The organism is Capnocytophaga sputigena (assembly GCF_900446695.1).
Taxonomy (GTDB): domain Bacteria; phylum Bacteroidota; class Bacteroidia; order Flavobacteriales; family Flavobacteriaceae; genus Capnocytophaga; species Capnocytophaga sputigena.
The window spans coordinates 674838-701187 of record NZ_UAVP01000008.1 but is presented as its reverse complement, the minus strand read 5'-3'; the positions used below and the strand labels follow the sequence as shown (position 1 = coordinate 701187).

At 40.1% G+C, this 26350-nt stretch carries 26 protein-coding genes; 10 read left to right on the top strand and 16 right to left on the bottom strand.

Going from position 1 to position 26350, the window contains the following annotated elements; genetic code table 11:
* Window positions 1-39: 39 nt before the first annotated feature.
* From DR017_RS14515 to DR017_RS09735, 4 genes are all read right to left on the bottom strand, one after another.
* Window positions 40-360, bottom strand: a complete 321-nt coding sequence (locus tag DR017_RS14515; protein WP_009750737.1) for a DUF6660 family protein — start codon at window positions 358-360, stop codon at window positions 40-42.
* Between the two features lie 343 nt (window positions 361-703).
* Window positions 704-2995, bottom strand: coding sequence for a TonB-dependent receptor (locus tag DR017_RS09745; protein ID WP_002679786.1), 2292 nt, complete (start codon window positions 2993-2995; stop codon window positions 704-706).
* 184 nt (window positions 2996-3179) lie between these two features.
* On the bottom strand, window positions 3180-3797 hold the full coding sequence (locus DR017_RS09740; protein WP_002679656.1) for a 4'-phosphopantetheinyl transferase family protein: 618 nt from the start codon (window positions 3795-3797) through the stop codon (window positions 3180-3182).
* Between the two features lie 340 nt (window positions 3798-4137).
* The gene (locus DR017_RS09735; protein ID WP_002679756.1) at window positions 4138-5115 is read right to left on the bottom strand and encodes a pyruvate dehydrogenase complex E1 component subunit beta; all 978 of its coding nucleotides are present in this window, start codon (window positions 5113-5115) and stop codon (window positions 4138-4140) included.
* A 281-nt stretch (window positions 5116-5396) separates the two neighbouring features.
* Here DR017_RS09735 and DR017_RS09730 point away from each other — a divergent pair, with 281 nt between their 5' ends.
* The 3 genes from DR017_RS09730 to DR017_RS09720 all read left to right on the top strand — a co-directional run bounded on the left by DR017_RS09730 (window position 5397) and on the right by DR017_RS09720 (window position 9162).
* Window positions 5397-6521, top strand: a complete 1125-nt coding sequence (locus DR017_RS09730; RefSeq protein ID WP_002679752.1) for a DegT/DnrJ/EryC1/StrS family aminotransferase — start codon at window positions 5397-5399, stop codon at window positions 6519-6521.
* Between the two features lie 59 nt (window positions 6522-6580).
* The gene (locus tag DR017_RS09725) at window positions 6581-7549 is read left to right on the top strand and encodes a glycoside hydrolase family 130 protein (protein ID WP_002679718.1); all 969 of its coding nucleotides are present in this window, start codon (window positions 6581-6583) and stop codon (window positions 7547-7549) included.
* A gap of 104 nt (window positions 7550-7653) precedes the next feature.
* Entirely contained in the window at window positions 7654-9162 is a 1509-nt protein-coding gene (locus DR017_RS09720) for a GH3 auxin-responsive promoter family protein (protein WP_002679806.1), read from the top strand.
* A 109-nt stretch (window positions 9163-9271) separates the two neighbouring features.
* On the opposite strand, the gene DR017_RS09715 is transcribed toward DR017_RS09720, so the two are convergent.
* Complete coding sequence (locus tag DR017_RS09715) at window positions 9272-10240, bottom strand: helix-turn-helix domain-containing protein (protein WP_040361258.1); 969 nt, start codon at window positions 10238-10240, stop codon at window positions 9272-9274.
* Window positions 10241-10447: 207 nt separating this feature from the next.
* Here DR017_RS09715 and DR017_RS09710 point away from each other — a divergent pair, with 207 nt between their 5' ends.
* The 4 genes from DR017_RS09710 (at window position 10448) to DR017_RS09695 (ending at window position 16175) form a co-directional block, all read left to right on the top strand.
* Complete coding sequence (locus DR017_RS09710; protein WP_002679562.1) at window positions 10448-12772, top strand: TonB-dependent receptor; 2325 nt, start codon at window positions 10448-10450, stop codon at window positions 12770-12772.
* A 3-nt stretch (window positions 12773-12775) separates the two neighbouring features.
* A complete protein-coding gene (locus DR017_RS09705; RefSeq protein ID WP_002679670.1) occupies window positions 12776-13579 on the top strand; it encodes a class I SAM-dependent methyltransferase in 804 nt (267 codons plus the stop codon).
* A gap of 48 nt (window positions 13580-13627) precedes the next feature.
* Window positions 13628-14851: a DUF4374 domain-containing protein gene (locus tag DR017_RS09700; RefSeq protein ID WP_002679740.1), complete on the top strand. Its 1224-nt coding sequence runs from the start codon at window positions 13628-13630 to the stop codon at window positions 14849-14851.
* Window positions 14852-14939: 88 nt separating this feature from the next.
* A complete protein-coding gene (locus DR017_RS09695) occupies window positions 14940-16175 on the top strand; it encodes a DUF4374 domain-containing protein (protein WP_002679699.1) in 1236 nt (411 codons plus the stop codon).
* Between the two features lie 47 nt (window positions 16176-16222).
* Here DR017_RS09695 and DR017_RS09690 read toward each other — a convergent pair whose 3' ends face one another.
* The 9 genes from DR017_RS09690 to DR017_RS09650 form a co-directional block, all read right to left on the bottom strand.
* On the bottom strand, window positions 16223-16972 hold the full coding sequence (locus DR017_RS09690) for a uroporphyrinogen-III synthase (protein WP_002679633.1): 750 nt from the start codon (window positions 16970-16972) through the stop codon (window positions 16223-16225).
* Between the two features lie 22 nt (window positions 16973-16994).
* Window positions 16995-17666 carry a DUF4271 domain-containing protein gene (locus DR017_RS09685; RefSeq protein WP_002679697.1) on the bottom strand — a complete coding sequence of 224 codons (672 nt, stop codon included), beginning with the start codon at window positions 17664-17666 and terminating at the stop codon, window positions 16995-16997.
* Window positions 17667-17668: 2 nt separating this feature from the next.
* Window positions 17669-18076 (bottom strand): DUF4296 domain-containing protein, encoded by a 408-nt coding sequence (locus DR017_RS09680; RefSeq protein WP_002679682.1) that lies wholly within the window; start codon window positions 18074-18076, stop codon window positions 17669-17671.
* 4 nt (window positions 18077-18080) lie between these two features.
* Window positions 18081-19418 (bottom strand): dihydroorotase, encoded by a 1338-nt coding sequence (locus tag DR017_RS09675; RefSeq protein ID WP_002679609.1) that lies wholly within the window; start codon window positions 19416-19418, stop codon window positions 18081-18083.
* 37 nt (window positions 19419-19455) lie between these two features.
* The gene (locus DR017_RS09670) at window positions 19456-19998 is read right to left on the bottom strand and encodes a GNAT family N-acetyltransferase (protein WP_002679658.1); all 543 of its coding nucleotides are present in this window, start codon (window positions 19996-19998) and stop codon (window positions 19456-19458) included.
* The gene (locus tag DR017_RS09665) at window positions 19995-20288 is read right to left on the bottom strand and encodes a DciA family protein (protein ID WP_002679574.1); all 294 of its coding nucleotides are present in this window, start codon (window positions 20286-20288) and stop codon (window positions 19995-19997) included. The genes DR017_RS09670 and DR017_RS09665 overlap by 4 nt, the downstream gene beginning before the upstream one ends.
* Window positions 20289-20304: 16 nt before the next feature.
* The gene (locus DR017_RS09660; protein WP_002679678.1) at window positions 20305-20601 is read right to left on the bottom strand and encodes a Txe/YoeB family addiction module toxin; all 297 of its coding nucleotides are present in this window, start codon (window positions 20599-20601) and stop codon (window positions 20305-20307) included.
* Window positions 20601-20825, bottom strand: a complete 225-nt coding sequence (locus DR017_RS09655) for a hypothetical protein (protein WP_002679792.1) — start codon at window positions 20823-20825, stop codon at window positions 20601-20603. The genes DR017_RS09660 and DR017_RS09655 overlap by 1 nt, the downstream gene beginning before the upstream one ends.
* 159 nt (window positions 20826-20984) lie before the next feature.
* On the bottom strand, window positions 20985-21995 hold the full coding sequence (locus DR017_RS09650; RefSeq protein ID WP_002679702.1) for a choice-of-anchor D domain-containing protein: 1011 nt from the start codon (window positions 21993-21995) through the stop codon (window positions 20985-20987).
* Between the two features lie 158 nt (window positions 21996-22153).
* Here DR017_RS09650 and DR017_RS09645 point away from each other — a divergent pair, with 158 nt between their 5' ends.
* Window positions 22154-23245: a hypothetical protein gene (locus tag DR017_RS09645; RefSeq protein ID WP_002679776.1), complete on the top strand. Its 1092-nt coding sequence runs from the start codon at window positions 22154-22156 to the stop codon at window positions 23243-23245.
* A 7-nt stretch (window positions 23246-23252) separates the two neighbouring features.
* Here DR017_RS09645 and nrdG read toward each other — a convergent pair whose 3' ends face one another.
* Window positions 23253-23735: an anaerobic ribonucleoside-triphosphate reductase activating protein gene (gene nrdG / locus DR017_RS09640; protein WP_002679780.1), complete on the bottom strand. Its 483-nt coding sequence runs from the start codon at window positions 23733-23735 to the stop codon at window positions 23253-23255.
* Complete coding sequence (nrdD, locus tag DR017_RS09635) at window positions 23716-25506, bottom strand: anaerobic ribonucleoside-triphosphate reductase (RefSeq protein ID WP_002679622.1); 1791 nt, start codon at window positions 25504-25506, stop codon at window positions 23716-23718. The genes nrdG and nrdD overlap by 20 nt, the downstream gene beginning before the upstream one ends.
* A gap of 319 nt (window positions 25507-25825) precedes the next feature.
* On the opposite strand from nrdD, the gene DR017_RS09630 reads away from it, so the two are divergent.
* Both DR017_RS09630 and DR017_RS09625 read left to right on the top strand, forming a co-directional pair.
* Entirely contained in the window at window positions 25826-26086 is a 261-nt protein-coding gene (locus DR017_RS09630; protein ID WP_002679704.1) for a hypothetical protein, read from the top strand.
* Window positions 26058-26348 (top strand): hypothetical protein, encoded by a 291-nt coding sequence (locus DR017_RS09625; protein ID WP_002679754.1) that lies wholly within the window; start codon window positions 26058-26060, stop codon window positions 26346-26348. Before DR017_RS09630 ends, DR017_RS09625 begins: the two co-directional genes overlap by 29 nt.
* The last annotated feature ends 2 nt before the right edge of the window (window positions 26349-26350 follow it).

Here is a 26350-nt window from a genome sequence, read left to right as displayed (position 1 = left end):
TGACTAATGAACAATCACTTGAGATGAAGAAAGAAAAGACTATATCTTGGGAGGAGTCCAGATATTCCCATAGCAGTTCGAAGACCATACGGTCAGGGGATAGCTATAGGAGGGAATGGTTGCGGTGGCTTGAGCAATGGTTAAGGCCTCATAAGTAGTGGGCGTGCTGATTACCATTTGGCAGCAAGTGCAAATGCAGAAAGGTGAACAGCTATCCAAATGAAAATGAGAGTGTTCCCCAGTTGGGGCTGTTACAAATTCATAAGAAGCTGAAGACTCCTCACCTTCAAGCATATCCGTACAAGGCAGCCCAGTGAGTGCCAACAGATATAAGCTAAGTATGAAGGTGAAAAATCTCATATTGGGAGCAAAGATACATTTTTTTTCAATCTGACAAAATTTTTTGATTTTGTCGCATTCTACTACATAATTAAAAATAACACATCTGACACATTACCAGCTCCACGCAGACGTGCAGCAACGCACGTCTGCGGGTGCAAAGGTAAATTTTTTTGGTTATATTGTCAAGATGTTGTACCTTTGCACCTAGAAGTTACTGAGAAAATAGGTATAATCAAATGAAATAAGAGCTATTACTAAATCATTACCTAATCTTCTTGTAATTCCTGTATCTTCTTTATTTAAAATAGATTATAAAAGTAGTTTCAATTTTTGGGCAAACTTTGCAAAGTTAATATGAATATTAAATCTTCACTTTTAAACCTACAAACATAGTGCGAGGTAGCGAAGGACCATAAATGTAATCGGCATCGCGTTCAGCACCTTTGTCAAAATCTTTTTGATATTGGTTAAAAAGGTTTTTGATACCACAACTTACTTCTAAAGGGAAGAATGTTTGGAATTTAAATTCATAAGCGGTATTCACGCCTACATCCCACATTGCGGGAGTGGTCTCCAAACGCGTATCAGGAATATAGCCTTTTAAGTGCGTGGTTTTCATACTACCTGTATATACGGTTACAAAGTTGATATCCCAATTAGAGCGTGGTTTATAGGTAGCCATCAGGTTGCCGTATACACTTGGTGTGCGGAGAATTTCATCGGTATAGACATTTTCTTCGGGGTTTTGCACGCTGTTGTATTTAGAACTTTGGATAGTGGTGGCGAGTTGTACCATAAATTTAGAATTGGGGCTGTATTTTACTTCTATATTTACCCCTTTTACTACGGCGCCATTGGAATTGCGTTTCTCGCGAATAGGCAATCCGTTTTCTTCGCCAGCATCTTCATAAGTAAAGCGGTCGTGCAAAGCTGTGTAAAAACCTTCGAGCATCGCTACAAACTGGCTCGCTCCCTGAGTGTGATTGTATTCAAAAGAAGCGGTAAAGCTATCGGAAGTTTCTTTTTTGAGATCATCGGCGAGTTTTACACGGCGTGCTTCACCCCCTTGCAGTTCGCTGTGTACATCTTCTGAATAGAAGAAAGGCGCTCTAAAACCACGTGAATACGAACCACGAGCAATAAAGTTTTCATCGATATTATAAAGCACACTCACACGAGGGTTGAGGGCTGTAACACTTTTCTTCATTATATCTGAATTTACATTGTCTAAACGCACCCCACCAAGGAGTTTCACTTTAGGCGAAATACGCCAATCGGCTTGCGTGAAAAGTCCGAAAGTATTGGCTTTTTGGTTTACAGCAAGCACATTAGGATTCTGGCGTTTTTCGGCTATCTTATCATATTGATATTCGGCACCAGATGTCCATTGTAAATTTCCTTTGCCTGTAGGCACATAAGCCGTATGTTGTCCGCCAAGTAACCAAATATTCTCTTTGGTAACCCCATAGTTGCCAGAAGATGCTACGATGTCGGTACCGTCGAAACTGCCATAGTAGTTATCAGCGCGAGTGCGTTCGGCACTGGTATAGGCGGTGAACTTATGATTATAAGCAGGTGAGAAATACTCGAAAGAGGCATTCCCTCCAAGCATTTGAGTGCGAATGCTCTCGGCAAGGTCAGCAAGGTGTTCGGGTTCGTCGAGTTTATTACCTCCGCGACGGTTTTCGTTGCTCACGTTCAGTTCGGCAGTAAGTTTGTGGCGATCGGAGAAATCGTTGAAGAGTTTTGCACCTGCATTGAGGTTGCGCAAACGAGTGATTTCGGTAAAATCATCGCCATTATCGTCGTAAGACTGACGCGAGCGTTGCATTGCGTGGAAAGAGATACCGCGCATATAGTTTTCACTCACGAGTGAACCGTTGAAAGAGCTCACCACATCGCCCGATTTACCGCCTATGAGGTTGCTCACGATACTTGCTTGTGCCTCGTTTTTGGTAGGGTTTTTAGTAATCACATTAATAGTACCAGCAATGGCATTAGATCCAAAAAGCGCTGAACCACCTCCACGGATTACCTCTATACGCTCAATCATATTGGCAGGTATTTGGTCTAAGCCATACACGCCATTGAGCGAGCCAAAAATAGGACGGCTATCGATGAGGATTTGAGAATAAGCACCCTCTAACCCATTGATACGCACTTGCGAAGTACCACAGTTCTGGCAGTTTACTTCGGTGCGTAACCCTGGTTGGAAAACGAGTCCTTCCATTAGGGTATGAGCTTTCACGTTTGCCAATTCGCGATGGGTAGTAACGCTCACAAGCACAGGAGCATCTTTGCGGTTTTCTTTAGTTTTAGTAGCGGTAATCACTACCTCGTCTATACCGAGCACATCTTCTTTAAGAGTGACATCTTGAGAGAGGGTTTCCTCCTCGGTGATAACCACTTTATCATCATAAGGTATATACCCTAAGGAACGAATTTTTAGTCGGTATTCACCGGCAGGTAAGGAAATGGCATAATGACCATTGCGGTCGGAAGTTGTCCATTTTTTTAAAGATTTACTTTCTAATTGGACAGTTACGGCTTCTAAAGGTTCATTATTCACCGTGATAGTACCTTTGATAGTTCCGTTTTGAGCGAAACATAAAGTACTGAAAGCTATAGCAATAGCTGTTAACAAAGTTTTCATATAGTGTTAATTATTAATTTTTCGGGGCAAAAGTAGTATATTTTTAGACAATACAAAAATAATTAAGAAAATATTTTTAGTTATATATAAATTTATAAAGATGGGGTAACCGAAAAATGTTTTGATAAACAAAAAAAGCAGCTCAAAAAGAGCTGCTTTTTTATTACTTGTTACTTGTTAGCTGTTACTTGATACTATGGCAATAGCCTAAAACGTAATCCTCTATAAAAATGAAATTGACTTCGTATTTACCACGCCCTACGAGTATCTCGGTAGAGCTATCAGTAGGGAAGAAATCGCGTACTTTCACATCGTTGAGGGTGAATTCGGGATTGCCGTGAATTTTAAAACCTACCTCTTTAGCGCACCACGTCATTGTGAGTTTTTGTATGATACTTTCTAAAGAGAAGGAGGCTGCTCTAAAGTTCCATTGGGTGAACTTATGTGCGATAGCTACTATTTTTTCACGCTTTTTCTCTATATCTACCCCCACTTTTCTATCACTAATAATCACTGCTACTTTATTGAATGAATGACTGATAGAAATTTGTTTTCCATCGCTGAGGAATGGTTTTCCGTTAGGATCGTAAAACAAAGCTGTAGGTGTATACCCAATATTTTTGAGCAATAAGCGTGTAGCGAGGAAGTTCTTTTTACCTTTCTCATTGCGAATGGCATCCAAACTCTCTTGCTGTTGGGGTGTGAGTACGACCGCTTGCTGTAAATCAGTGAGCCTCTCCTCCACATCCCATAAGTAAAGTTTAGTCTTTACATCAATATCAAATGTTTTAATCAATGGCATTTTTGCTTTCTCTCATCTATTTTATACAAAGGTAGTAAAAAAAACTTCAATATAGACAAGATCTATTCAGAGAGCAGAATGTCTGTTTTTCAATTTAACATAATAAATATGTTAATGAAAAAAGTTTTGGACTTAATTTTTAATGTTTTATTAGTATTTTGGTAATGGAAATATGTTAAAAACTCTTATTTTAAGTTATCAGAAGTTTAACATTGTAAATATAAGAGTTTAACAAAACTTTAACGGAGGTAGAGTACAAAAAAAGTCTTCACGAAAAAGGAAATCGTGAAGACTAAAAAATAAAATATAACTTTTAAAAAATAAAAATGATAGCAAATTCTTATTTATAAAGTACTTTTTTTACAGCTTTTACTACGTCTTCGGCGTTAGGCAAGAACTCTTTGAGCAATTCTGAAGAGAATGGCGCAGGAGTATCGGTGGTAGTAATACGTTGTACAGGAGCATCGAGATAATCAAAAAGGTGCTCTTGTACTTGGTAAGTAATTTCTGAAGAAACACTGCTAAAAGGCCAAGCCTCTTCTAAAATTACTAAGCGGTTTGTTTTTTTCACTGATGCGAATACAGTATCAAAATCGAGCGGACGCACGGTACGCAAGTCAATAATTTCACATTCAATGCCTTCTTGAGCTAAAATATCGGCAGCTTTGTGAGCTTCTTTGATGATTTTACCAAAAGATACGATAGTTACATCATTACCAGCGCGTTTGATATCGGCAACACCCAAAGGAATAGTGTATTCTTCTTCAGGCACTTCACCTTTATCACCATACATTTGCTCAGACTCCATAAAGATTACAGGGTCGTTATCGCGAATTGCTGATTTGAGCAATCCTTTAGCGTCGTAAGGAGTTGAAGGTACTACTACTTTCAAACCAGGGCAGTTAGCATACCAATTCTCAAAGGCTTGAGAGTGAGTAGCAGCAAGCTGACCAGCAGAAGCGGTAGGACCGCGGAATACGATAGGAATATTGAATTGACCACCTGACATCTGGCGCATTTTAGCGGCATTGTTGATGATTTGGTCGATAGCTACCAACGAAAAGTTAAAGGTCATAAACTCAACGATAGGGCGGTTGCCATTCATAGCAGCTCCTACTGAGATACCTGCAAAACCACCTTCGGCGATAGGGGTATCGATTATACGTTTAGGACCAAACTCATCGAGCATTCCTTTAGAGGCTTTGTAAGCGCCATTGTATTCGGCAACCTCTTCACCCATCAAATAAATAGATTCGTCGCGACGCATTTCTTCGCTCATTGCTTCGCAAACGGCTTCTCTAAATTGTATTGTTCTCATTTATTTTTATTAAAATAAGGTATATAACTAAAATTTTCTGTTTGAAAGGACAAAAGTAGAAACAATTATTTTATTTTCCAATTTTTTTGAGAGATTATTTTTAGATAAAATTTTTAAAGTATTGTTTATTAGTAATTTAAGTTTTTAATTTTTCTATAAGAAAACTAAAGAATATCGGGCTATTTGGAAGTGGCTAACAATCAATAACTAAAATTTGCTAATTTAGCAATTACTTTGTACCTTTGCCGTCTGTAATTATAACGACTAAAAATATTCAATATATGAGAAAAATACAAATGGTTGACCTTCAAGGTCAGTATGAAAGAATTAAAAATGAAGTACAAGCTTCTTTTGAGGAAGTACTCAGCACCACTGCTTTTATCAACGGTCCCCAAGTACAAGCCTTTCAAAAGGAATTGGAAAACTATATGGGCGTGAAACACGTCATCCCTTGTGCCAACGGTACTGATGCCCTCCAGATCGCAATGATGGGACTCGGACTCAAAGAAGGCGATGAGGTCATCACTGCCGATTTTACCTTCGCAGCAACCGTAGAAGTGATTGCCTTACTGAAACTCACCCCTGTATTGGTAGATGTATACGATGATACTTTCAACATCAATATTGAGGCTATTGAAAAAGCTATTACTCCTCGCACAAAAGCGATTGTACCCGTGCATTTGTTCGGTCAGCCAGCCAATATGGAAGCCGTAATGGCTTTGGCTAAAAAACACAACCTTTTCGTGATTGAAGACAACGCGCAAGCTATTGGTGCTGATTATACTTTTGCCGATGGTCACAAACAAAAAGTAGGCACTATCGGTCACGTAGGGGCAACTTCTTTCTTCCCTTCTAAGAACCTCGGTTGCTACGGCGACGGAGGGGCTATCTTTACTAACGACGACGACCTCGCTTACACCCTTCGCGGTATCGTAAATCACGGTATGTATGTGCGTTACCACCACGATGTGGTAGGGGTAAACTCTCGTCTCGACTCTTTACAAGCGGCTGTGTTGCGCGCCAAACTTCCTCACCTAAACGATTATAACGCCCGCCGCCGTGAAGCAGCTCGCAAATATACAGAAGCGCTGAAAGGCAATCCTCATATCATTACCCCTGTAATCGCAGAGGGTTATGACCACGTATTCCACCAATATACCCTCCGCATCACCAATGGCAAACGCGATGAACTCGCCAAAGTATTGGGTGACAATGGAGTGCCTTTTGGTATTTACTACCCTATACCATTGCACGCCCAAAAAGCCTATACCCGCAGCTCTTATAACGAAGCCGATTTTGGCGTTACCAATAAATTAGTACAAGAAGTCATCTCTCTGCCTATGCACACCGAGCTTGACGACGAGCAAATAGCATTTATCACAGAATTGGTGAAGAAAACAGTGTAATTGTAGGTCGCGGCAGGACAGACAGAAAGATAAAATAACTAATAACTAAAACAAAAATAATGAGTCAAAAAATTCCTTGGCAAGAACGCCCTGCGGGTTGTACCGATGTAATGTGGCGTTATTCTGAAAACCCTATTATCGGTAGGTATGATATCCCTACCTCTAACAGTATTTTTAATAGTGCCGTAGTGCCTTTTAAAGATGGTTATGCAGGGGTTTTCCGCTGCGACAACAAAGCAGTACAAATGAACATCTTCGCTGGATTCAGTAAAGATGCTATTCATTGGGAAATCAACCACGAACCTATCGTGATGAAAGGTGGTAATACTGATTTCCTTCATTCTGAGTATAAGTACGACCCTCGCGTAACGTTTATCGAAGACCGCTATTGGGTAACTTGGTGTAATGGCTATTGTGGTCCTACTATCGGGATTGCCTATACTTTTGATTTCAAAGAGTTTTTCCAATGCGAGAATGCCTTTTTGCCTTTCAACCGCAACGGGGTACTCTTCCCTGAGAAAATCAACGGTAAATACGCAATGCTTAGCCGCCCAAGTGATAACGGACATACACCTTTCGGTGATATTTTCATCAGCTATAGCCCCGATATGAAATACTGGGGTGAACACCGCTGCGTGATGAAAGTAACGCCTTTTATAGATAGCGCTTGGCAATGTACCAAAATAGGGGCAGGAGCTGTGCCTATCAAAACTAAAGATGGATGGCTTTTGTTCTATCACGGGGTAATCAATACTTGCAACGGTTTCCGCTACTCTATGGGGGCTGCTTTGTTAGACCTCAACAATCCAAGCAAGGTAATCGCTCGTACACAACCTTACCTCTTGGCACCTGCCACTCTCTACGAAACTACCGGCGATGTGCCTAATGTGGTATTCCCTTGTGCTGCCTTACATTCTATCGAAGAAGACAAAGTAGCAGTGTACTACGGTGCTGCCGATACAGTAGTGGGCGTTGCTTTCGGACGTATTTCCGAAATCGTAAAATTCACTAAAGAAAATTCTTTATAAGTTATCAGGTGTTAGGGGTCAGGGGTCAGGTATCAGAATCCTAACTTGACACCTGACCCCTATACCCTGAAACCTGAAATCTATTCCCTGAAACCTGAAACAAAATGCCTTTAGCTTTATTTAATTCTATCACTTCGTGGTTTTTAAAACGCCGCATCGACCAGATACAAGAGTTTGTAGAAAATCCTCATAGGGTACAAGAGCGTGTGCTTTTAGAACTAATCAGCAATGCCAAAGATACCGAACTCGGCAAATTGTACAACTTTGCTGAGGTGAAGAACTACGAGCAGTTTGCGCGTGAAACTCCTCTCACTACCTACGAGGATTTTGAGCCTTATGTAGAAAGGGCGAGACGCGGTGAGCGCAATGTGTTTTGGCATACGCCCATCAAGTGGTTTGCTAAGAGCAGCGGGACTACCAACGCCAAAAGTAAGTTCATTCCAGTGAGTGAGGAGGCTCTGCAATTGTGTCATTATAAATCAGGGAAAGATATGCTTTGCTTATACCTGAACAACAACGAGGACTCAAACCTTTTCAAAGGAAAGAGTTTGCGACTTGGGGGTAGCAAGCAATTATACGAGCAAAACGGCACCTATTTTGGTGATTTATCGGCGATTTTAATTGAAAACTTGCCTTTTTGGGCAGAATGGAGTTGTACTCCCAGCAACAAAGTATCACTGATGAGTGAATGGGAGAGCAAACTACAGGCAATTGTAAAAGAAGTAAAAACAGAAAATGTTACCAGCATTGCAGGTGTACCCTCGTGGATGCTCGTATTGCTGAACCGCATTTTAGAAGATACCAAAAAACAACACCTATTAGAATTGTGGGAAAACTTAGAAGTATATTTCCACGGTGGAGTGAGTTTCATTCCTTATCGCGAACAATACAAAAATATTATCCCCTCGGATACTTTCCGCTATTACGAAATATACAATGCTTCCGAAGGCTTTTTTGCTATTCAAGACCGTAACAATTCCGACGAAATGCTGCTAATGCTGGACTATGGTATTTTCTATGAGTTCATCCCGATGGAGACCTTTGGCACTGCCCAACAAAAAGCTATTCCGCTGAGTGAAGTGCAGATAGGCAAAAACTATGCGATGGTGATTAGCACCAATGCAGGCTTGTGGCGATATATCATAGGTGATACCGTGCGATTTACCTCAGTAGCACCTTATCGCATCAAGATTACGGGGCGCACCAAACACTTTATCAATGTTTTTGGCGAAGAGCTGATTGTAGAGAATGCTGAGCGCGCTTTAGAAAAAGCCTGCGAACAAACCAATAGTCATTTGATAGATTACACTGTAGCTCCTATCTTTATGCAGGACAAGCTAAAAGGCGGACACGAGTGGGTGATAGAATTTGAGTCGGCGCCAGAGAGTTTAGAGCAATTCACCGAGATATTAGACCTTGAACTCCAAAAGCTCAACTCCGATTATGAAGCCAAGCGTTACAACAATATGACCCTCAACAAACCCAAAGTACACAGCGCACGTACGGGTCTTTTCCACGATTGGCTCAAGCATAAAGACAAACTAGGCGGGCAAAACAAAGTCCCCCGACTTTCTAACAGTAGAGAATACGTAGAGGAACTTTTGAAGTTGTAGCATAAATAGGCTGTCTAATGTTAGGCAGCTTTTTTTGTAAAGGGCGTTTGCAAAACGCCCCTACAATGTAATTGATTATCAGAGTAATCTACTTTCACAAAGTTTATAACTATCCTCTGTCCCCTGACACTTGTTTCGGGCTTCTGCCGAATTTCTTCTTAAAGGCAGTAGAGAAATGCGATACATACTCATAACCACAAGCAAATGCTATCTCACTGATGTTCTTATCGGTGTGGAGAAGTAGCTGCTGTGCTAACTCCATTTTATAATCGTATAAGTAACCGAAAACTGTAGTGCCAAATACTTCTTTGAAACCGTAACACAATTTCTTTTCATTAGTACCCACAGCACGCGCTAATTCAGTTATGGAAGGCGTAGTATCTAACTGGGCTGTAAGCATATCGCGCACTTCGTACATCTTCTGTACATCGGTTAGGTTTTTACAATATTGGTGAGGTTGCGACTGTTGTTGTTCGTATTGTTGGAGTTGTAAAAGGAGAAGTTCCTGCACTTTCAGGTCGGTATAGGGGCGGGCAGCCTTGCCTAAGAGGGTTGCGTGCTGCAACTGACAAAGTGCCGTTTGCATAGCAAAGGTAGTAGGCAAAGAATGTTCGGGGGAGAGCATAAAATTGCCGCTGTGTTGATAACGCTCATACCACGACATAAAGGTTTCGGGATAGGTAGCAGCTATTTGTGCAAACTTTTCGGCACTCACAGCTAAGGAAATCACCTCTATAGTATCATCTTTGTGAAAAAAATCTTTCCCTAAACACTCCTCACGCCCGAAAAATATATTATGAGTTCCTGTTTTGGCAGTAGCAATACGTTTGTCAATCTCTATTTGTATACCTTTATGTGTTTGCGTTACAAAATAAAGGCGCACTGAGGGGATATCCATACGTCCTTCAAAAACTACATCTTCTTTCATTTGTGCTTGCCAACAGTAGTAAGTATGCTCGCCTAAAAACTGTTGTTCTAACCGAAACAATCCCATGTGTTCACTCACTCCCTCATAGTAGCTTTGTACTTCTTCTTCACTGGTCACCAAAGGTAATGTTACTTCATTCATCATAGCTATTCAGATATAAAACTTTGCTAAGGATATTAAACAATAGTACTTTTATTTTAGTGTACTTTTGCCTCTTGAAATCCGTTGTTTAGAACAAAAGTAAATAATATATTTCAAACTACCAAATTTTTAGGAGTTAGGTGTCAGGTATCAGGTGTCAGGGGATAAAGGTTAGATACTGATAGTTAATGATTTAATGGATAAAAACCAATATTTATGTTATACAAAACTTTTCTTTTATTACTGCTCACTACTTCTTCTTTATGGGCTCAAAATACTGCTGAACTTTCGGGTAAAATTACCGATAAAGCTACTCAAAAACCACTCATAGGCGCTGATATCTACCTCAAAGAATTGAAAAAAGGCGCTAATGCCGATGCACAAGGTAACTATCATCTAAAGGGTATCCCCGAAGGCAATTACACTATTATAGGTAGCTATCTAGGCTATCAAACTTTTAGTAAGAAAATATATCTAAAAGGACAAGAACGTTTGGATATCAGCCTCAAAGAGCAAGCTGAGGAAATAAGTGGGGTAACTGTTTCGGGCAAGAGTATCGCTCACCAAAAGAAAGAAGAGAGTATGCCTGTAACGGTAATTGATATGAGCAATATGCGGGGCACGGTGAGCAATGTGCAGGACATTCTCGCCAAAACCGTGGGGGTAACCTTGCGCACTTCTGGAGGTGTGGGGAGCAGTTCGCGCATTTCGGTACGAGGCTTGGAAGGCAAGCGCATTGGCTTCTTCATAGACGAATTGCCAATGACTGAACAAACCGACTATTTAGATATCAACGATATTCCTGTGGATATGATAGACCGCATCGAGATTTACAAAGGCGTGGTACCTGCCCGCTTTGGAGGTTCGTCTTTGGGAGGAGCTATCAATATTGTAATTCGCGAATATCCTGATAAGTATGCCGACCTCAGCTATGGCTATGAGAGTTTCAATACCCATAAAGCCCAAGGGGTCTTCAAACGCAACTTGAAAGCGCGTGGACTCGTTTTTGGAATTGGTGGAGGCTATACCACTTCCGATAATAACTATACTTTCGATTCGCCTTATCGCGAGGGGTTACACATCACCCGTAACCACGATAAATACCGAAAATACATCATCGGGGGGAGCTTTAAAGCTAAAAAATGGTGGTTTGACGAGGTAGAGTTTGAACCCGTAGTGGTGAAGACTTACAAAGAAATACAAGGTATAGAGTACGACATTCGCGAGGCTCATAGCGAAAGCCTAATGGCGGGCTTGGCTAACAAACTCACCAAAGACAATTTCCTAACCGAAGGGCTCAACTTTGATATGTTCAACGGGGTGGTACTCACCAAAATGAACTTCATCGATAAAGCTACTCGTCGCTATGAATGGGACGGTAGCTCCTACCCTACCCCATCGCGTTACGGAGGTGAGGTGGGCTACAACTTCCCTTCGGATTCCGATGACCAAAAGCTATCGTTTATCAATAAAACCAACTTGGAATACATCATCAACGAGCGTCATTCGTTCAATTTCAACAGTGTATTTTCCATAGCCAAAGGAACGCCCAAGGACGAACTGAAAACCCTCAGTTTAGGCAAGCAAGTGAATTTCGATTCGCGTATGCACAGCTGGGTGAGCGGACTTACTTACGACTTGCGGTCACTTAACGATGTATTTCTCAACTCGTTTACTGTACGCTACTACCAATACACTATGCACACTCAAATGGCACCATTATTTGTGCCTGGTAAGTACGATGTTGATTTAGAAAAGAACAATTGGGGGGTGAACAACGCTATGCGCTACCGCTTTTTGCCTTCGCTAATGGGGAAACTCTCAGCAGGTTATGAAGTGCGTATCCCCTCAGAAAGTGAGCTTTTGGGCGACGGCATCGGTGTAGTGCCCAGTGCCGACCTCCTACCCGAACGCAATGCCAGTGCAAACCTCGGTTTATTGTTCGACCTCACGGGCAAACACCCCACCAATGCACAGATAGAAATGAACTTCTTCTATATGTACTTGCAGGATATGATACGCTACACCGCCGGACTTATAGGCGCTCAATATCAGAATTTTGGCGAGATGCGCACCCTTGGGGTAGAGTTTGAAGCCAAAGCCGATGTACTCCCCTCGCTCTATGCCTACGTGAATACTACTTACCAAGACTTGCGCGATACCCGTGACTACGAACCCGCCAGCACCGTCCCTAATCCTACCAAATACAAGCGTATGCCTAATATCCCCTACCTAATGGCAAACGCCGGAATGGAATTTCACCGTGAAAATCTTTTTGGCGGTAGCGGTCAGAACACCCGCCTCTTTGCCGATGTAGCTTTTGTAGAAGAATATTTCTACGATTTTGAACTGACCCAATTGCAAAAACGCCGTATCCCACGAAGCACCACTATAGATATAGGTTTTGAACACAGTTTTTTGAATAACAAACTCTTTATATCGGGCAAATTGCGCAATGTAACGAACGAAAAAACTTTATCGGAATTTAACCGTCCGCTCCCTGGTATTAATGGGGGAGTGAAGATTAGAATGATATTTTAGATTATGAACAAAATACCTGAAACAATGCTCATTACTTTATGGGCAAAAGCAACTGAAAACCAACAACAAAATCCGTTGTTGCGCGATGAAAAAGCTGCTGAGATTATCGGCAAAATAGACTATGATTTCAGCAAGTTTAAGAAAGCTAAATTCTCGCAAGCAGGGGTATGCGTGCGCGCAAGTTTGATTGATGGAGAGACACGCAAATTTATCGCCGCTCACCCCGATGCGGTAGTCATACAACTGGGAGCAGGACTCGATGCTCGCTATGAGCGTTTGGGTTGCCCCGAAGTTACCCACTGGTACGAACTCGACCTGCCCGAAGTGATGCAGTTGCGTCGTCAGTTTTTTGAAGAGACTGAACGCCGCTCTTTTTTAGAGATGTCGCTTTTTGATAGAGAATGGATTGACCTCGTAAAAGCACACCAAAAGCCATTGCTCATCATCGTGGAGGGCGTGCTAATGTACTTCCCCCAGAGAGAAGTAAAGGATTTTATGATCAATCTGTGCGATAAAGTAGACGAAGCTACTTTTTTGTTTGATATGCTCGCCTACACCTTAGTAGGACACGCCAAAAATCACGATTCGTTGAGAGCAATGGGTGAAAACCAACGTCCTGAATTTAAGTGGAGCGAAAAAGAAAGTGCTGTAATGGAAAGTTGGCATCCTAAAATCCATTTGGCTAAAGAGTATTATATGAGTGAGTACGACGAAGGACGCTATCCTTTTATTTTTAGAATGCTCTATAAAATTCCTTATTTCTACAAACGATTCAACCAAAGAGTAGTTAATCTGTCAATTAGCTAATTTAGTGCGTTTCAAAAATCGAAAATTAACCCATAAATATAAATTACAATGAAAAGAGTAATCCTAAGTCTTTGCAGTCTTGCACTGCTTAGTGTGTCTTGCAAAAAAGACGACACCCCTGCCCCTACTCCTTCTAATGAAGGCGGTGGAAAGTATTTGGTGAAAACTACCTTTAAAAACCCCGACGGTAAAAGTGGTAGTTCTTACTTACAACTTACTAATGATCTCAATGCCAATACTGCCTTAAACAACAAACAAGCTATACAAGTGCCTTATATGTCGAGTGTAATGATATATGGCAATGAGGTATATTCATTAGATGCTGTTGATGGTAGTTATGGTGTGAGAAAATTTATTTACAACCCTACTACCCAAAAACTTACCGAAAGTAAAAAATTCGATACCCCTGCACACTCTATGCCCTGCAACTTGATAAAGGTGAGCGATACCAAAGCCTATTTGCCTTTATACAACGTACCAAAGGTATTGATTATCAACCCACAAACAATGCAGAAAACAGGTGAAATAGACATTCAAAGGTACGCCCACAGCGACAGCAGTCCGGATGCAGGCTACGGAATAATACGCGATGGGTATTTCTACCTACCCCTATTGCAATTAGGACCTGATTATGCTCCTTATGCCGACCATCTCCAAAGTGATGTACTCATCATCAATGTACAAACTGATAAGGTAGAAAAGGTAATATCAGAAACCACTACTCACTTGGCTATGCCTTCTCAACCTTCATATAAAACTTGTATTTTCACTACCGAAAACAAAGATATATATATAATGTGTGCTGGTTATTTCGGGTTCAATCCCGCAAATACCCATTCAGGGTTTGTGTGCATACCTCAAAGTACTACCGTATCGGCTACTGAGTTTGATAGTAGTAAGAGTTGGGATATATCCAACACTACTATTGAGGGTACTACCTATAAACCCTCTACCATATACAGTGCTGAATATTTAGGGAATGGCAAAATAGCTGCTTTTGTAGCTGCTGCCGAACTTAATATTGATAATCCTTTTATCGATAAAAATGGTATTGCTGTGTTGATAGACCTCAACGCTAAAACTATTAAGAAGATTGATGGTATCCCTTATACTGATAGCCACAGCGTGTTTATTGGTAGAAACAACAACGAAGTGATTTTTGGTGTATCGGGTAAAGAAAAAAGAGGTTTATTTAGCTATGACCCTGCTACCGGTATCAGCAAGCAAGTACTAAACACAGAAGGGGGTGCAGACTTTTTCTACGCATTTTAGTGCGAGCCGCACAGGCAATTTGGTGCGAGCCGCACGGGCAATTTAGTGCGTTGCAAAAATCGAAAATTAATCAAAAAAATAAACTACAATGAAAAAAGTAATCTTAACTTTCTGCAGTCTTGCACTGCTTAGTGTGTCTTGCAAAAAAGATGACAACACCAAACCAGCTCCTGTGCCTCCCAGCACGGTAGAGTACAACGGTAATTTCTTATTAGAAACTTCGGTGAAAAATCCTGATGGAATGAGTGGTAGTTCCTATCTTCAAATCATTCATAAAATGGCAGGAGGTATCGCTGTTGATAACTCTAAAGCCGAACAAATAGAGTTTAGCTCTTCGGTACAAGTAGAAGGTAATAATGTTTATATCTTCGATACTATGAAAGGTACAGCTGGTATTACCCGTTGGACGTATGACCCTACTACCCAAAAACTCACCAAAGGAGCTACTCTTGATGTCCTTGCAGGCTCAATGGTGGGTCACCTCGAAAAAATAAGTGATACCAAAGCATACGTACCTTTCTATACACAAGGTGTAGTGTGGATTATCAACCCACAAACGATGCAAAAAACAGGTGAAATCAATCTCAGCCAATACGCTCACAATGATACTAGTCCTGAACCAGCTATGGGTATTCTTCGCGATGGCAAATATTATCTATGTCTTACCCAAGTGAACCAAGGAGAAGGTTGGCAACCTTATCCCGATTATCAGCAATGTGATGTGGCTATCATCAACCCTCAAACTGATGTAGTGGAAAAAGTAGTATCCGAGACTACTACCAAACTCACCTTCCCTACCCGCCCTATGGCGCAATGTAAAGGAATGCTCTTCACTAATGAGGCAGGTGATATTTATATGGCTACCGCAGGCTATTTTGGGTACTCTAAAGACAATACCAAATGTGGTTTCCTCTGCATTCCCAAAGGCAAGACTGAATTTGATAGCAGCAAATCGTGGGACATCTCTACTACCACCATTGCAGGCACTACCTACAAGCCTGCCAGCGTGTATAACTGTTTGTATATAGGCAATGGAAAAGCAGTAGCTTATGTGGGTATAGTAGAACTCAACGGTTCAAACCCCTACACTGCTAAAAATGCAATGGCTGTGCTCATAGATTTCAATGCCAAGTCTATCAGCCAAATAAGAGGCGTTCCTCTTACCGATGGACATAGTATCCTTATCACCAAACTGAAAGACAGAGTGCTCTTTGGTGCTTTTGGAAGTGATAAACGCGGACTCTTCGCTTTCAACCCAGCTACCGAAACCGTAGAGCAAATCCTCTCTACTACTGGCAACCCCGCGTTCTTCCACGCATTTTAAATGAAAGAAGAGCATAATAAAAAAGACTGCTTTTTAGCAGTCTTTTTTTATTTTTTACTATTTTGTTTGCCTAAATAATGGTCGAGGGCAACGGTCATCGAGGGACTTTCGGGTGAAGGCGCTTTGATATCGATGATGAGTCCTGCTTCTTCAGCAGCTTTAAGGGTTGCATCGCCATAAACGGCTATTTTAGTTTTCTTTTGTGAGAAATCGGGGAAACTTTTGAAAAGGGCTTCTATCCCAGCAGGCGAAAAGAAAGTGAGTATGTCGTACTTGTTTTCTTTAATTGCCGAAATATCGCAATATACGGTACGGTAGAATACCACGCGTTCCCATTTTATTTTAATCTCATCTAAAGCAGCTGTAGCTTCGGGTTTAGGTGCATCAGAGCCTGGAAAGAGAAATTTCTCGTCTTTGTATTTCTTGAGGATAGGCAAGAGGTCGGCGAACTCTTTTTTACCTACATATATTTTTCGTTTGCGATAGGTGATATACTTTTGCAGGTAGTAAGCAATGGCTTCCGATTGGCAAAAGTACTTCATTGTGATAGGCACTTTAAAGCGCATTTCTTCAGCAATACGAAAATAATGGTCTACAGATTTGCGGCTGGTAAGAATAACGGCTGTAAATTTGGTAAGGTCAATCTTCTGCATTCTGATGTCCTTAGCGGTCATCCCTTCTACTTTGATGAAAGGCACAAAATCTACTTTCACATTGTGGTTTTGAATGATTTGTGCGTACGGAGAGTTCTCAGCCTTTGGTTCTGGTTGCGAAACTAATATCGATTTTACCTTCATAAATGTTATTTCTTTACACTTCCTAAAAATACCTTGTTCCGTAAATGAGAAAGATATAGGGTGCTATTTCAAGGGTGCAAAGATACAAAATAAAATAGAATAAGTATGGTTTTATTTCTTTTTGATTGGATTTTATGATTTTAAGCCAACTTAATATATTGATAATCAGTAGTATCATAAATAACACTAAAAGAAGTAAAAACAAGTGTTTTTCGCTTGTAAAAGGTAGATAAACACCTAAAAAAAGGACAATTATCATCACAATTGCAGCGTACGAGGAGTAAGCTATCCTGCTAAAAATGTAATCTCGGCTAAAATCGGAGAGGTCAAAAAGACTACTAATCCATCGCTGAAGAAGCAGTTTTGCAACAAGAAATAGAAATACGAAAAGTACAATTTCTAAAAACATAAACTTCTCGGTATAAAGCATTGTTATCCCATAGTGTTTTAGGCATACATATACAAAAAGTGCTAAACACAAACATTGTATGAGATAGAGTACCACCGTGAAAAGGTGGAGTTTGCGTTCCTTCTTGCCATAGATAATAATGTACTTATTGTTGAGCAATAGCCGCTGATAGTCCGTAAAATGCTTGGGATAGAACACGCGAAGGAAAACTACCAATCCAAAAATGAGCAGGAAGGCAGGAAATATCCAAGTGAGATAAGTGCGATGAATGAGCAGTGCGTCCAAAATTACTGAGTGGGTTCTTTAATGAGTTCTTCTTTGGGTTGTTCTTCTTTTTTAATGTCTTTAGGGGTGTTTATCACTTTATCGATACTATCGCGTTGGAGTTTGATTCTCTTTTCTACTTTCTTTACAATGGTATCGTATTCTTTAGGGAAAGAAGCGTAGTACACCATATTCTGCGCTAGCGAAATACTATCAATTTGGTATTTTTTGTAGATAAACTGTTGTGAGTTGAACTGCAACGAGTCTAATTTTTGAGCTTGTGAAACTTTCATCGATTCTAACACAGCCAAATCATAGAGCAGATTTTCCATTTGTTTTTCGTCCAAAAACTTATCGGGTTTAGGAACGATATTCTTCTTGCAAGCTGCTACTGCGAGTAGCAAAACCAATATATAAATAATTTTCTTCATAGTCTTATCTGTTGAAAGTGATGCGTTGCCCCTGAGGCTCTACCATAAGTTTACCATTGTGGTACACCTGTTTGCCATTTACAAAAGTGCTCACCACAGCCGAATGGAACTGTTGCCCTTCAAGCGGACTCCAGCCACATTTATACAACAGGTTGTTTTTCTGTACCGTCCATTGGGTATCCAGATCCAGCAGCACAAGGTCGGCGTAATAACCTTCACGCAAAAAACCGCGGTCTTTTACCTGAAAAAGGATTGCGGGATTATGACACATTTTCTCTACTATTTTTTCGATAGAAATACTACCTTCGTAGGATTTTTCGAGCATAGCCACAAGTGAATGCTGTACCAAAGGCGCCCCTGAAGGGATATTAGTATAGCCCTTGCGTTGTTTTTCTTCGAGGGTGTGAGGCGCGTGATCGGTAGCAATCACATCCAAACGGTCGTCTAAGAGGGCTTGCCACAGCGCTGTGCGGTCATCGGCAGTTTTTACTGCAGGATTCCATTTGATGAAAGCCCCACGAGTAGTATAATCGTCTTCCGAAAACCACAAGTGGTGCACACACACCTCAGCGGTGATTTTCTTATCTTTTAGTGGCATATCATTGCGGAAGAGGTCGGTTTCCTTAGCTGTCGAAAGATGGAACACGTGCAAGCGTGCGCCGGTTTTTTCAGCCAAAGCAATGGCGCGTGAAGAGGAGAGATAGCAAGCCTCAGCACTGCGGATATAAGGGTGCAGGTCTATAGGGATATCCTCGCCATACAAGCCTTGATAGTGGGCTAAATTCTTGCGAATAGTTACTTCATCTTCACAATGCGCGGCAATGACCAAATCTACATTGTTGAAAATAGCTTCTATGGTTTTCTCATTGTCTACGAGCATATTCCCCGTAGATGAGCCTAAGAAGAGTTTCACCCCTGCACAAGCGTTCTTATCTAAGCGTTTCAGTTCTTCGAGGTTGTCATTTGTACCCCCCAAGAAGAAAGAATAGTTAGCAAAAGAGGATTGTTTGGCAATTGCAAATTTCTCTTCCAAAAGCGGAATGGTTACGGTTTGAGGTACGGTGTTAGGTTGCTCAAAAAAGGTAGTTACACCACCAGCTACCGCAGCCCGACTTTCGGTAGCGATAGTAGCTTTATGAATAAGTCCAGGTTCGCGGAAATGCACTTGGTCGTCAATCACCCCAGGGATGAGATACTTGCCTTCAGCTTCTATCACCTCGTAATTCCCTTTAGGAGTAATGTGGGAACCTATTTGTGCAATGCGCTCTCCCTCAATCAAGAGGTCGCCTTGAAAGAGGGTATTTTCGTTTATAATAATGGTGTTTTTGATTAATGTCTTCATCTCATTAATAATTTATTTGATACCTATCCCCTATCCTCTATCCCCTGAACACAAGGTGTTTATATATTCCACCTGCAAGTTCTTGATGATTTATATACTCAAACCCTAAGTGGGTGTAAAGTCTTTCGGCTTTTGGGTTTTGTACATCCACGAGTAAGCCTATGGGCTGAGTAGCTACCTTTTTAAGGTGGGCTACTAATTGTGAGCCTATGCCTTTGCCTTGGGCTGTGGGTAGTACGCTGAGGGTATCTATATAAAGCTCCCCTTCTGCGGTTTCATCTTCCAGCACAATATCTATACCGTAGCTACTGCGAATAAGTGCCAGCACAGGGGCGCGCAAGCGGTGCAAATGCGCTCCATCATAAGCAATCACCGACCCTATTACTACACCCTCTTCTTCATATACCCAAGCATTTTTATAAGAATACTGATTGTCTTCTTGTTCAAAGAGGTTTTTTAGCAAGGCAATAGCTTCTTCTTTGTGGTCTTTGCCTATCATTTTATACACGATTTCCTCCATTGCTTGAAACATTAGTGGGGCAACAGCAGAAGCATCGGTGGGAGTTGCGGGTCGTATCATCCGTTTAGAAATATAACTTTTTGAATTAGAGATTCTCCCAAGCGCTCGTTGAGGTTCTCAATAATTTTGGTTTTGCCATAACTCAGTTCGTTGCTAAGTGCAGGCGAAGTTAGTCGCACATATAGCGTATTGCCTTTGAGCTCTACCGAGGTAGTATAGCGCGCTATAGCTGTGCCCATCAGTTCATTCCAGAGGGCTGGCAACGAGGCTTTTTGCAAACCATAATTGAGGTGATTTTGCTTTACAATGAGCTTAATGACCTCCGAGAGGGTGTGAGTATTTCCGTCCATAATTTTAACTCTTTAATTACTTATCATTGTAATGTCCGAAAGCAGAAAGTACTTCTACTTTTTTTTCTTCCTCAAAAACTTCATATATAAAGCGATGTTTTCCATTGATTCTTTTGGAATATACATTTCTTTCTCCATATCCTTTAAGAGGTTCCGTCTGTCCAGTTCCTTTTGTAGGGGTTTCTTCTAACTCATCTAAAAAAGTATCTATCTTTTTTAGTATTTGTTTATTACCCGATTGCTTATGGATTTTTAAATCACTAAAAAATTCTTTTGAATAAATAATCTCAAAGGTTGGTTGTTTTTCTTCCATTAGTCAAACATCAATTTTTTCATTTCTTCCCTACTCATTTGTATTTTTTCACCAGCTCTTGCACGATCTATTTTAGCAAAAAAAGCCTCCTTAGTCATCAAAGTTTCGTCCTTTTCTTCTTTAATAACCTTGGTTGTAGCTTTCAAACTGTTTAAAATTCTTTCGATAAATGGAAAGTCTACAGCTTGTATTTCTGATTGGAATGTAATTGTGGTTGCTTCCATAGTTTCAATATTTTTTGCAAATGTACAAATTAATTATCAATTATCAATTATTTACCTGACCTATTACTTGTTAGCTATCACTAAAAAAAAGAGGTTGCCTAAAGTTTAGACAACCTCTTTAGAATTATAAATCCAACAAATATTTAAAGCTAGATTTTGTTAGTTACATTCTGTTTTAAACTCTGCTCTGGTTCCTTGTTTTCTCCATCCTGCAGGAAGATTAGCTAATTGTTCAGCGCTTACTTTTATACATTGTAAGGAGTTAGCTCCATTCAATTGCAAGTATGTAAGTTTTGTGTTTTTTGAAAGGTCTAAACTCGTTAGAGAATTGTTTTCATTTAGATATAAACCTTTGAGTTCGGTAAGTTTAGAAATATCTAAAGAAGTGAGTGTTGTTTTGTTGCAGATAAGTTCAGTTATTGCAGTATTAAGAGTAACACCTTTTAGAGCTGTTCCTCCACAAGTAAATGTTTTGATATGCTCATTTTGAGAAATATCAATACTGGTAACTCCTTCTCTCTCTCCATCAAATTCTATTTTTGTAAGTTTACCATAAATAGTGAGAGTTTTAGAGTTTCCTATCTTTACAAATAGAGAACCTCTTTTCATCATATCTTGGTAAATACTTCCTATAACTTCATCAGCATCTTTTATGCCGTTGTTGTTAAGGTCTATCCACACCTCAGGAACATCTTTTTCCTCAACACCAACGCTTAATATAAAAGAATCACCTTCAGCCTTGTTAGTAACAAAAGTTACTTTAGGTGTTATGGTTGCAGTCCCTTTTAGCGGAATGGTAATAGTTCCTGCATTGCTTTTAATCACTAAGTTAGCTGTTTTATTTCCATTAGTTTTAGGAGAAAGGGTAACGGTAAATTCGTATTTTTTACCTACTCCTATAGTAGTGGGTGAAGCTGTGGTTGTAAACTCATCAGCATTGGTACCTGTGAGTTCCACTGATGTAATAGTAACATCAGTTCCTCCTGTATTAGTGATTGTAATAGTTTTAGAAGTAGTACCATTCACAAAATCACCTTTAGGGGCTGTTACTTCCATCTTAGGGACTTGTAAAGGTGGTTGTTGCGGATTATCGTCATTCTTTTTACAAGAGACGAAAGTAGCAAATGCTAATGAAAATAGCATTACTGAAAAACTGAATCTTTTTTTCATAAAACTGAATTTTAAATTATTATGCGCAAAGATACGAATAATTTGTCAATTAGCAAATTATATCTCATTGAAAATGACTAATTAAAAAACAAAAAATGCGTGATTTACCATAAATCACGCATTTTTTACTATTTTTGCATTTTCAACCTCTCCAATATATGAAATACATTCCCCTTTCTCTTTTACTATTAGCTACTGTTAGTAGTTGCGATGGCTGTAAAAATAAATCAACCTCTACTACAGACGAAATTTATGTGTCTGATAGTATAAAAGAATATAGCCCAGAATCTCAAATTATCCAATATAGTCAAGACCCAGAAAACACTGATACTCCTATTGATACTACAAGCATTGAATTTGAAAACATACCCACTGCTTCTGTTACCGATAGTATCAATTTGTATATCGCAGGACTTGCTCAGAATGAAAAAGCGATCCACGTTTCTTTTTCTGATATATACCAAAACGACACCTTAGATGTGCCCCCACATTATATCAAGAACCAAAAGAAATTAGGAAAGGAATTTATGAAGTATTTTCCCTTAACAGGCAACTATAGAACTCGCTTTTTCAAACGTATGAAATTCTCCGAAACTGATACACTCTATCTATATAACATCGATAAGAATAGGTTGAAAAAATTTCCTTTATCTACTTTAAGAGTCGCTGCTAATCTCAATATTTATGCCGATGAAAAAGACATTTCCTCTTACAATTATGAAATAGGGTTTGAAGTGTATTATGCTAAAGATAAACTCTCTAGGGAAGAAGCCGAAAATGGGTTTGCATTCGCTTATGTAGGCAAAGAAAATCCATTTGTAGAGAACCAAATGCAAGTAGTTACTTGGAAGGAAATAAAAACATCTGCTTTCCCTGCTACCTACAAAATTGTAAATCCTAAATACAGATTAGGAAAAGCGTACAAATACCATTACAAACAAACTACTTGTTATATACAAGATTTTACTGAAGATGATAGTTATTACGACCCCGTTGCACGCTTTTTCGTAGTGATAGATAACAACACTAAAAAGATTATCAAGCGTCAATTCTTTAAATCAGGTGAATCTACCTCTATTACTCCTGCTGAAAAAAGCGATATAATACCTCCTACCTATATAGGGCACTTACTTAAAGGGAAACCTGCTTGTATTTTTGGTTTATATGGAGAATCCTTTGGATGTGAAGCCCCTGTCTTCCTCAGTGATAACTATTCAGACCTCCCTATACAATGTGATAACCGACATTGAGAAAATCTTACCTTTTACCTTTTTTATGAAACAGCTTATTCATCACCTCTCCCGTTTGTAGGTTCAAAAACTCTTGATTGGTGGTGGGGCTATCTAAGCCACCAAGTTTAGGTAACCACTTGCCGGTTTTGATGTAGTCTAAACACCCTAACAGCTCAGGGTATTTGCGCTGTACTTGCTTGAGGTTGAGCCCTGTGTAGAGTGCTGTTTTCAGCCGTTTGCACTTCACTTGGAAGATAAGCGAGAGCAGGGTCTCTACCTGCCACTCGCCTCCCATAAACAGCACACAGCTTATCATATCTTCATACTTGCTGAGCAGTTGTTCTAAACCTTCATTGGTGAGCGCACAGCCTTTACTGCCGTCCCAAATATATTCGGAATGGCAACCCTCACACGCCAACGGACACCCTGTGATGGTAAAACACAGGGATATCTCATTAGGTACTTCTTGGAGGACAATATCGTAACTGCTATACCGTAGCGTGCCCATAGTAACGTATTTTAGCTTCTTTTTGTCGGTCTTTAGAGAAATTAGTAATGCGTTTGAGGTAGCCTATCACACGAGTAGCGTGGTCGATATTTTCAGAACCACAATGGGTGCAGTGGTCGTGCGTGTGTTTATCGATATAGCCACAATCGTTGCACACAGTTACACATATATTGAAGCAGAAGTAGTTACACCCTGTTTTAGCGGCTACATTCAGTAGTTTGTAGAAACCTTCAGCAGTAGGGTATTCTTCGAGGTTGCAGTGGTAAGCCGAACCGCCGTCTAAGTACTGTATATACTCATTGCCGTGCAAATAGAACTTATCGATAAGGTTTTGAGAGTCGTCTTCCACAATATAAAAATATGAATTGTAGCAATCACGTGGCACTTGCAAGCCATCGGCTTTGTCCCAAGCCGCATTCTTCACGCCTAAGTTCTCTGCAGGTACAAACTCGGTATTGAACATAAAGCCGTATTTAGCTTTGGCTTCCTTGTTCTTGTCGTAAATTAGTTTGAGGTTTTTGTTGATGAACGCCTTATAATCGGGGTTGTCGGAAATGCGAATGCCTAAATACTCGGCAGCTTCGACCATTCCGTTGATACCAATAGTGAGGAATTGTTTATCGAGCGAGATGAAGCCCGCATCGTACACCGGTAGCATACCCGCATCTTTGTAATCCTGAACAATAGCGCGGTAAGCCACTTGGTATTTGTGGATATTATCCAAAGTGCGCTCCAGCGATAAATGCTTTTGGTAAAGGCGATTCATATTAATAGTAATCACATTGATACTACCGGTAGAAACTCCTCCTGCCCCGAGTGAATAACTAAAAGTATTATCGGAAATTTCATTGCGCAAACGACAGCAACTTGCCAAGGAGTCGGCATTATCCGATTGGTATATAAAGAAGGCATTGCCCTCACTGAGTTCTTTAGCACAGAAGCGCGCAAAATACTCGTCGTACACGTGTTTGTCCTTAGTGAGCATCGCAGCAGTAACCACAGGGAAAGTGAGTATCGCTTTGGTGCGCTCGATGTTAAACCAATGCATAAAGAACTGTTGAAGTTTGTCTAAAGACTCATAAGAAGGCTTGTTACCGTCGGGGTAAACAAAAGTGCCAAACATCGAGTCGAAATACGGACGGTCATACAGCGATATGTTCCAAAATACCGACTGATAACCACGTGCTGCTGCTGGCTGATTGATAGCATATACCACGTGTTGGAGTTCGTTTTCTATGACCTCACGGTGGGTGTTGAGGTAATCGTCGCCATAGTCTTTACGCGCAAAATGGTCGAAGTACATTAGGAACTCTACTGTGGCTACTGCTCCTGCAAACTGTGAAGATACTGAGAAGAGGAAGTTTACGAACGACCCGCAATAGCTTGCCAAATGTTGTGGGGCTTTGCTTTCACCGCCGAGTTTTACGAGCCCGTCCAAGAGCAAAGGATACATTGATACGCTCACACAATAGGGTTTAAGACTCGTTTCATCGTGCACATAGATTTCGTGTTCTTCAATCTGACGAATATACTCATCTGCTAATTCTTTACCAAAGAGTTGCTCAATTTTGCGCGATACCAGCGAGCGGTTCACTTGGATATTGATATCCTTGTTCAGCTCGGCTTCCATTGTAGCGATGTTCTTATGGGCTACATTGGCATTGGCATCAAAGAGAGACCCCGTAGCGGCGTTATGAGAACTCAAGTAGTTCTCGATAAATTTACATTTTGTCTGTAACTGCTCAGCAGTAAGTTTGGTAAATTTACTCATAATTTTTTATTTATTATTATTTCGTTCAAGTAAAAAAGGGTGCTGAGAGGTTTATCTAAACCTCTCATATATAGTACATTGTATAATATTGCTTTTTGTAAGTCCCTAAAAAAGGGGAAGTGATTTTTTCTTAGTTACTGGGGCAAAGGTACGGAATAAAGCAATAGGTTATCAATAAAATTAAAATACTTATCAACAAAGTTATGAACAATTCGCCGTTACTCTTTATTACATAGAAGTTAAGGGGCTAAACTCCATCATTCAAATCTTGTGATTTGAAAAAATAATACTACCTTTGCAAAAAATAACACTTAATAATATGGAAAATATACTTATCATAAAACCTCCTAAAGGAATTTCATTAGAGAATGCTAAAGCTGCCTTGCTAAATTTAAACTTTGAAATTATCAATCATTCTGATGTGTATTATGATTTTTCTGATGATCTATCAGAAGAAGATTTACACCTTATTGAAATTTCAAAACAACAAGCTGAAATGGGAATGCTTGTAGATAGTGCTGACGTTCACAGAAAAGCAAGAGAAAGGAAGTATGAAAATAAAATGGTCTACACAAGCTGAATTGAGTTATCTTGAAAATCTCAATTATTGGGATAACCGAAATAAATCTCACACTTATTCTGATAAAATAGACGAAGAACTCTGTAAATTAGAACAAGAAATCAGTATTTCTCCATACTTTTTAGCTCAATATATAGAACATTTGGATTTGTATAAACGCAATTTCCTAAATGGAAAATTTGCTATATTTTATCAAGTATCAGAAGAAGAAAATCTTATCAGAATTATTTACTTCAGAAGTAACAAGCAAAAACCTTTGTAATA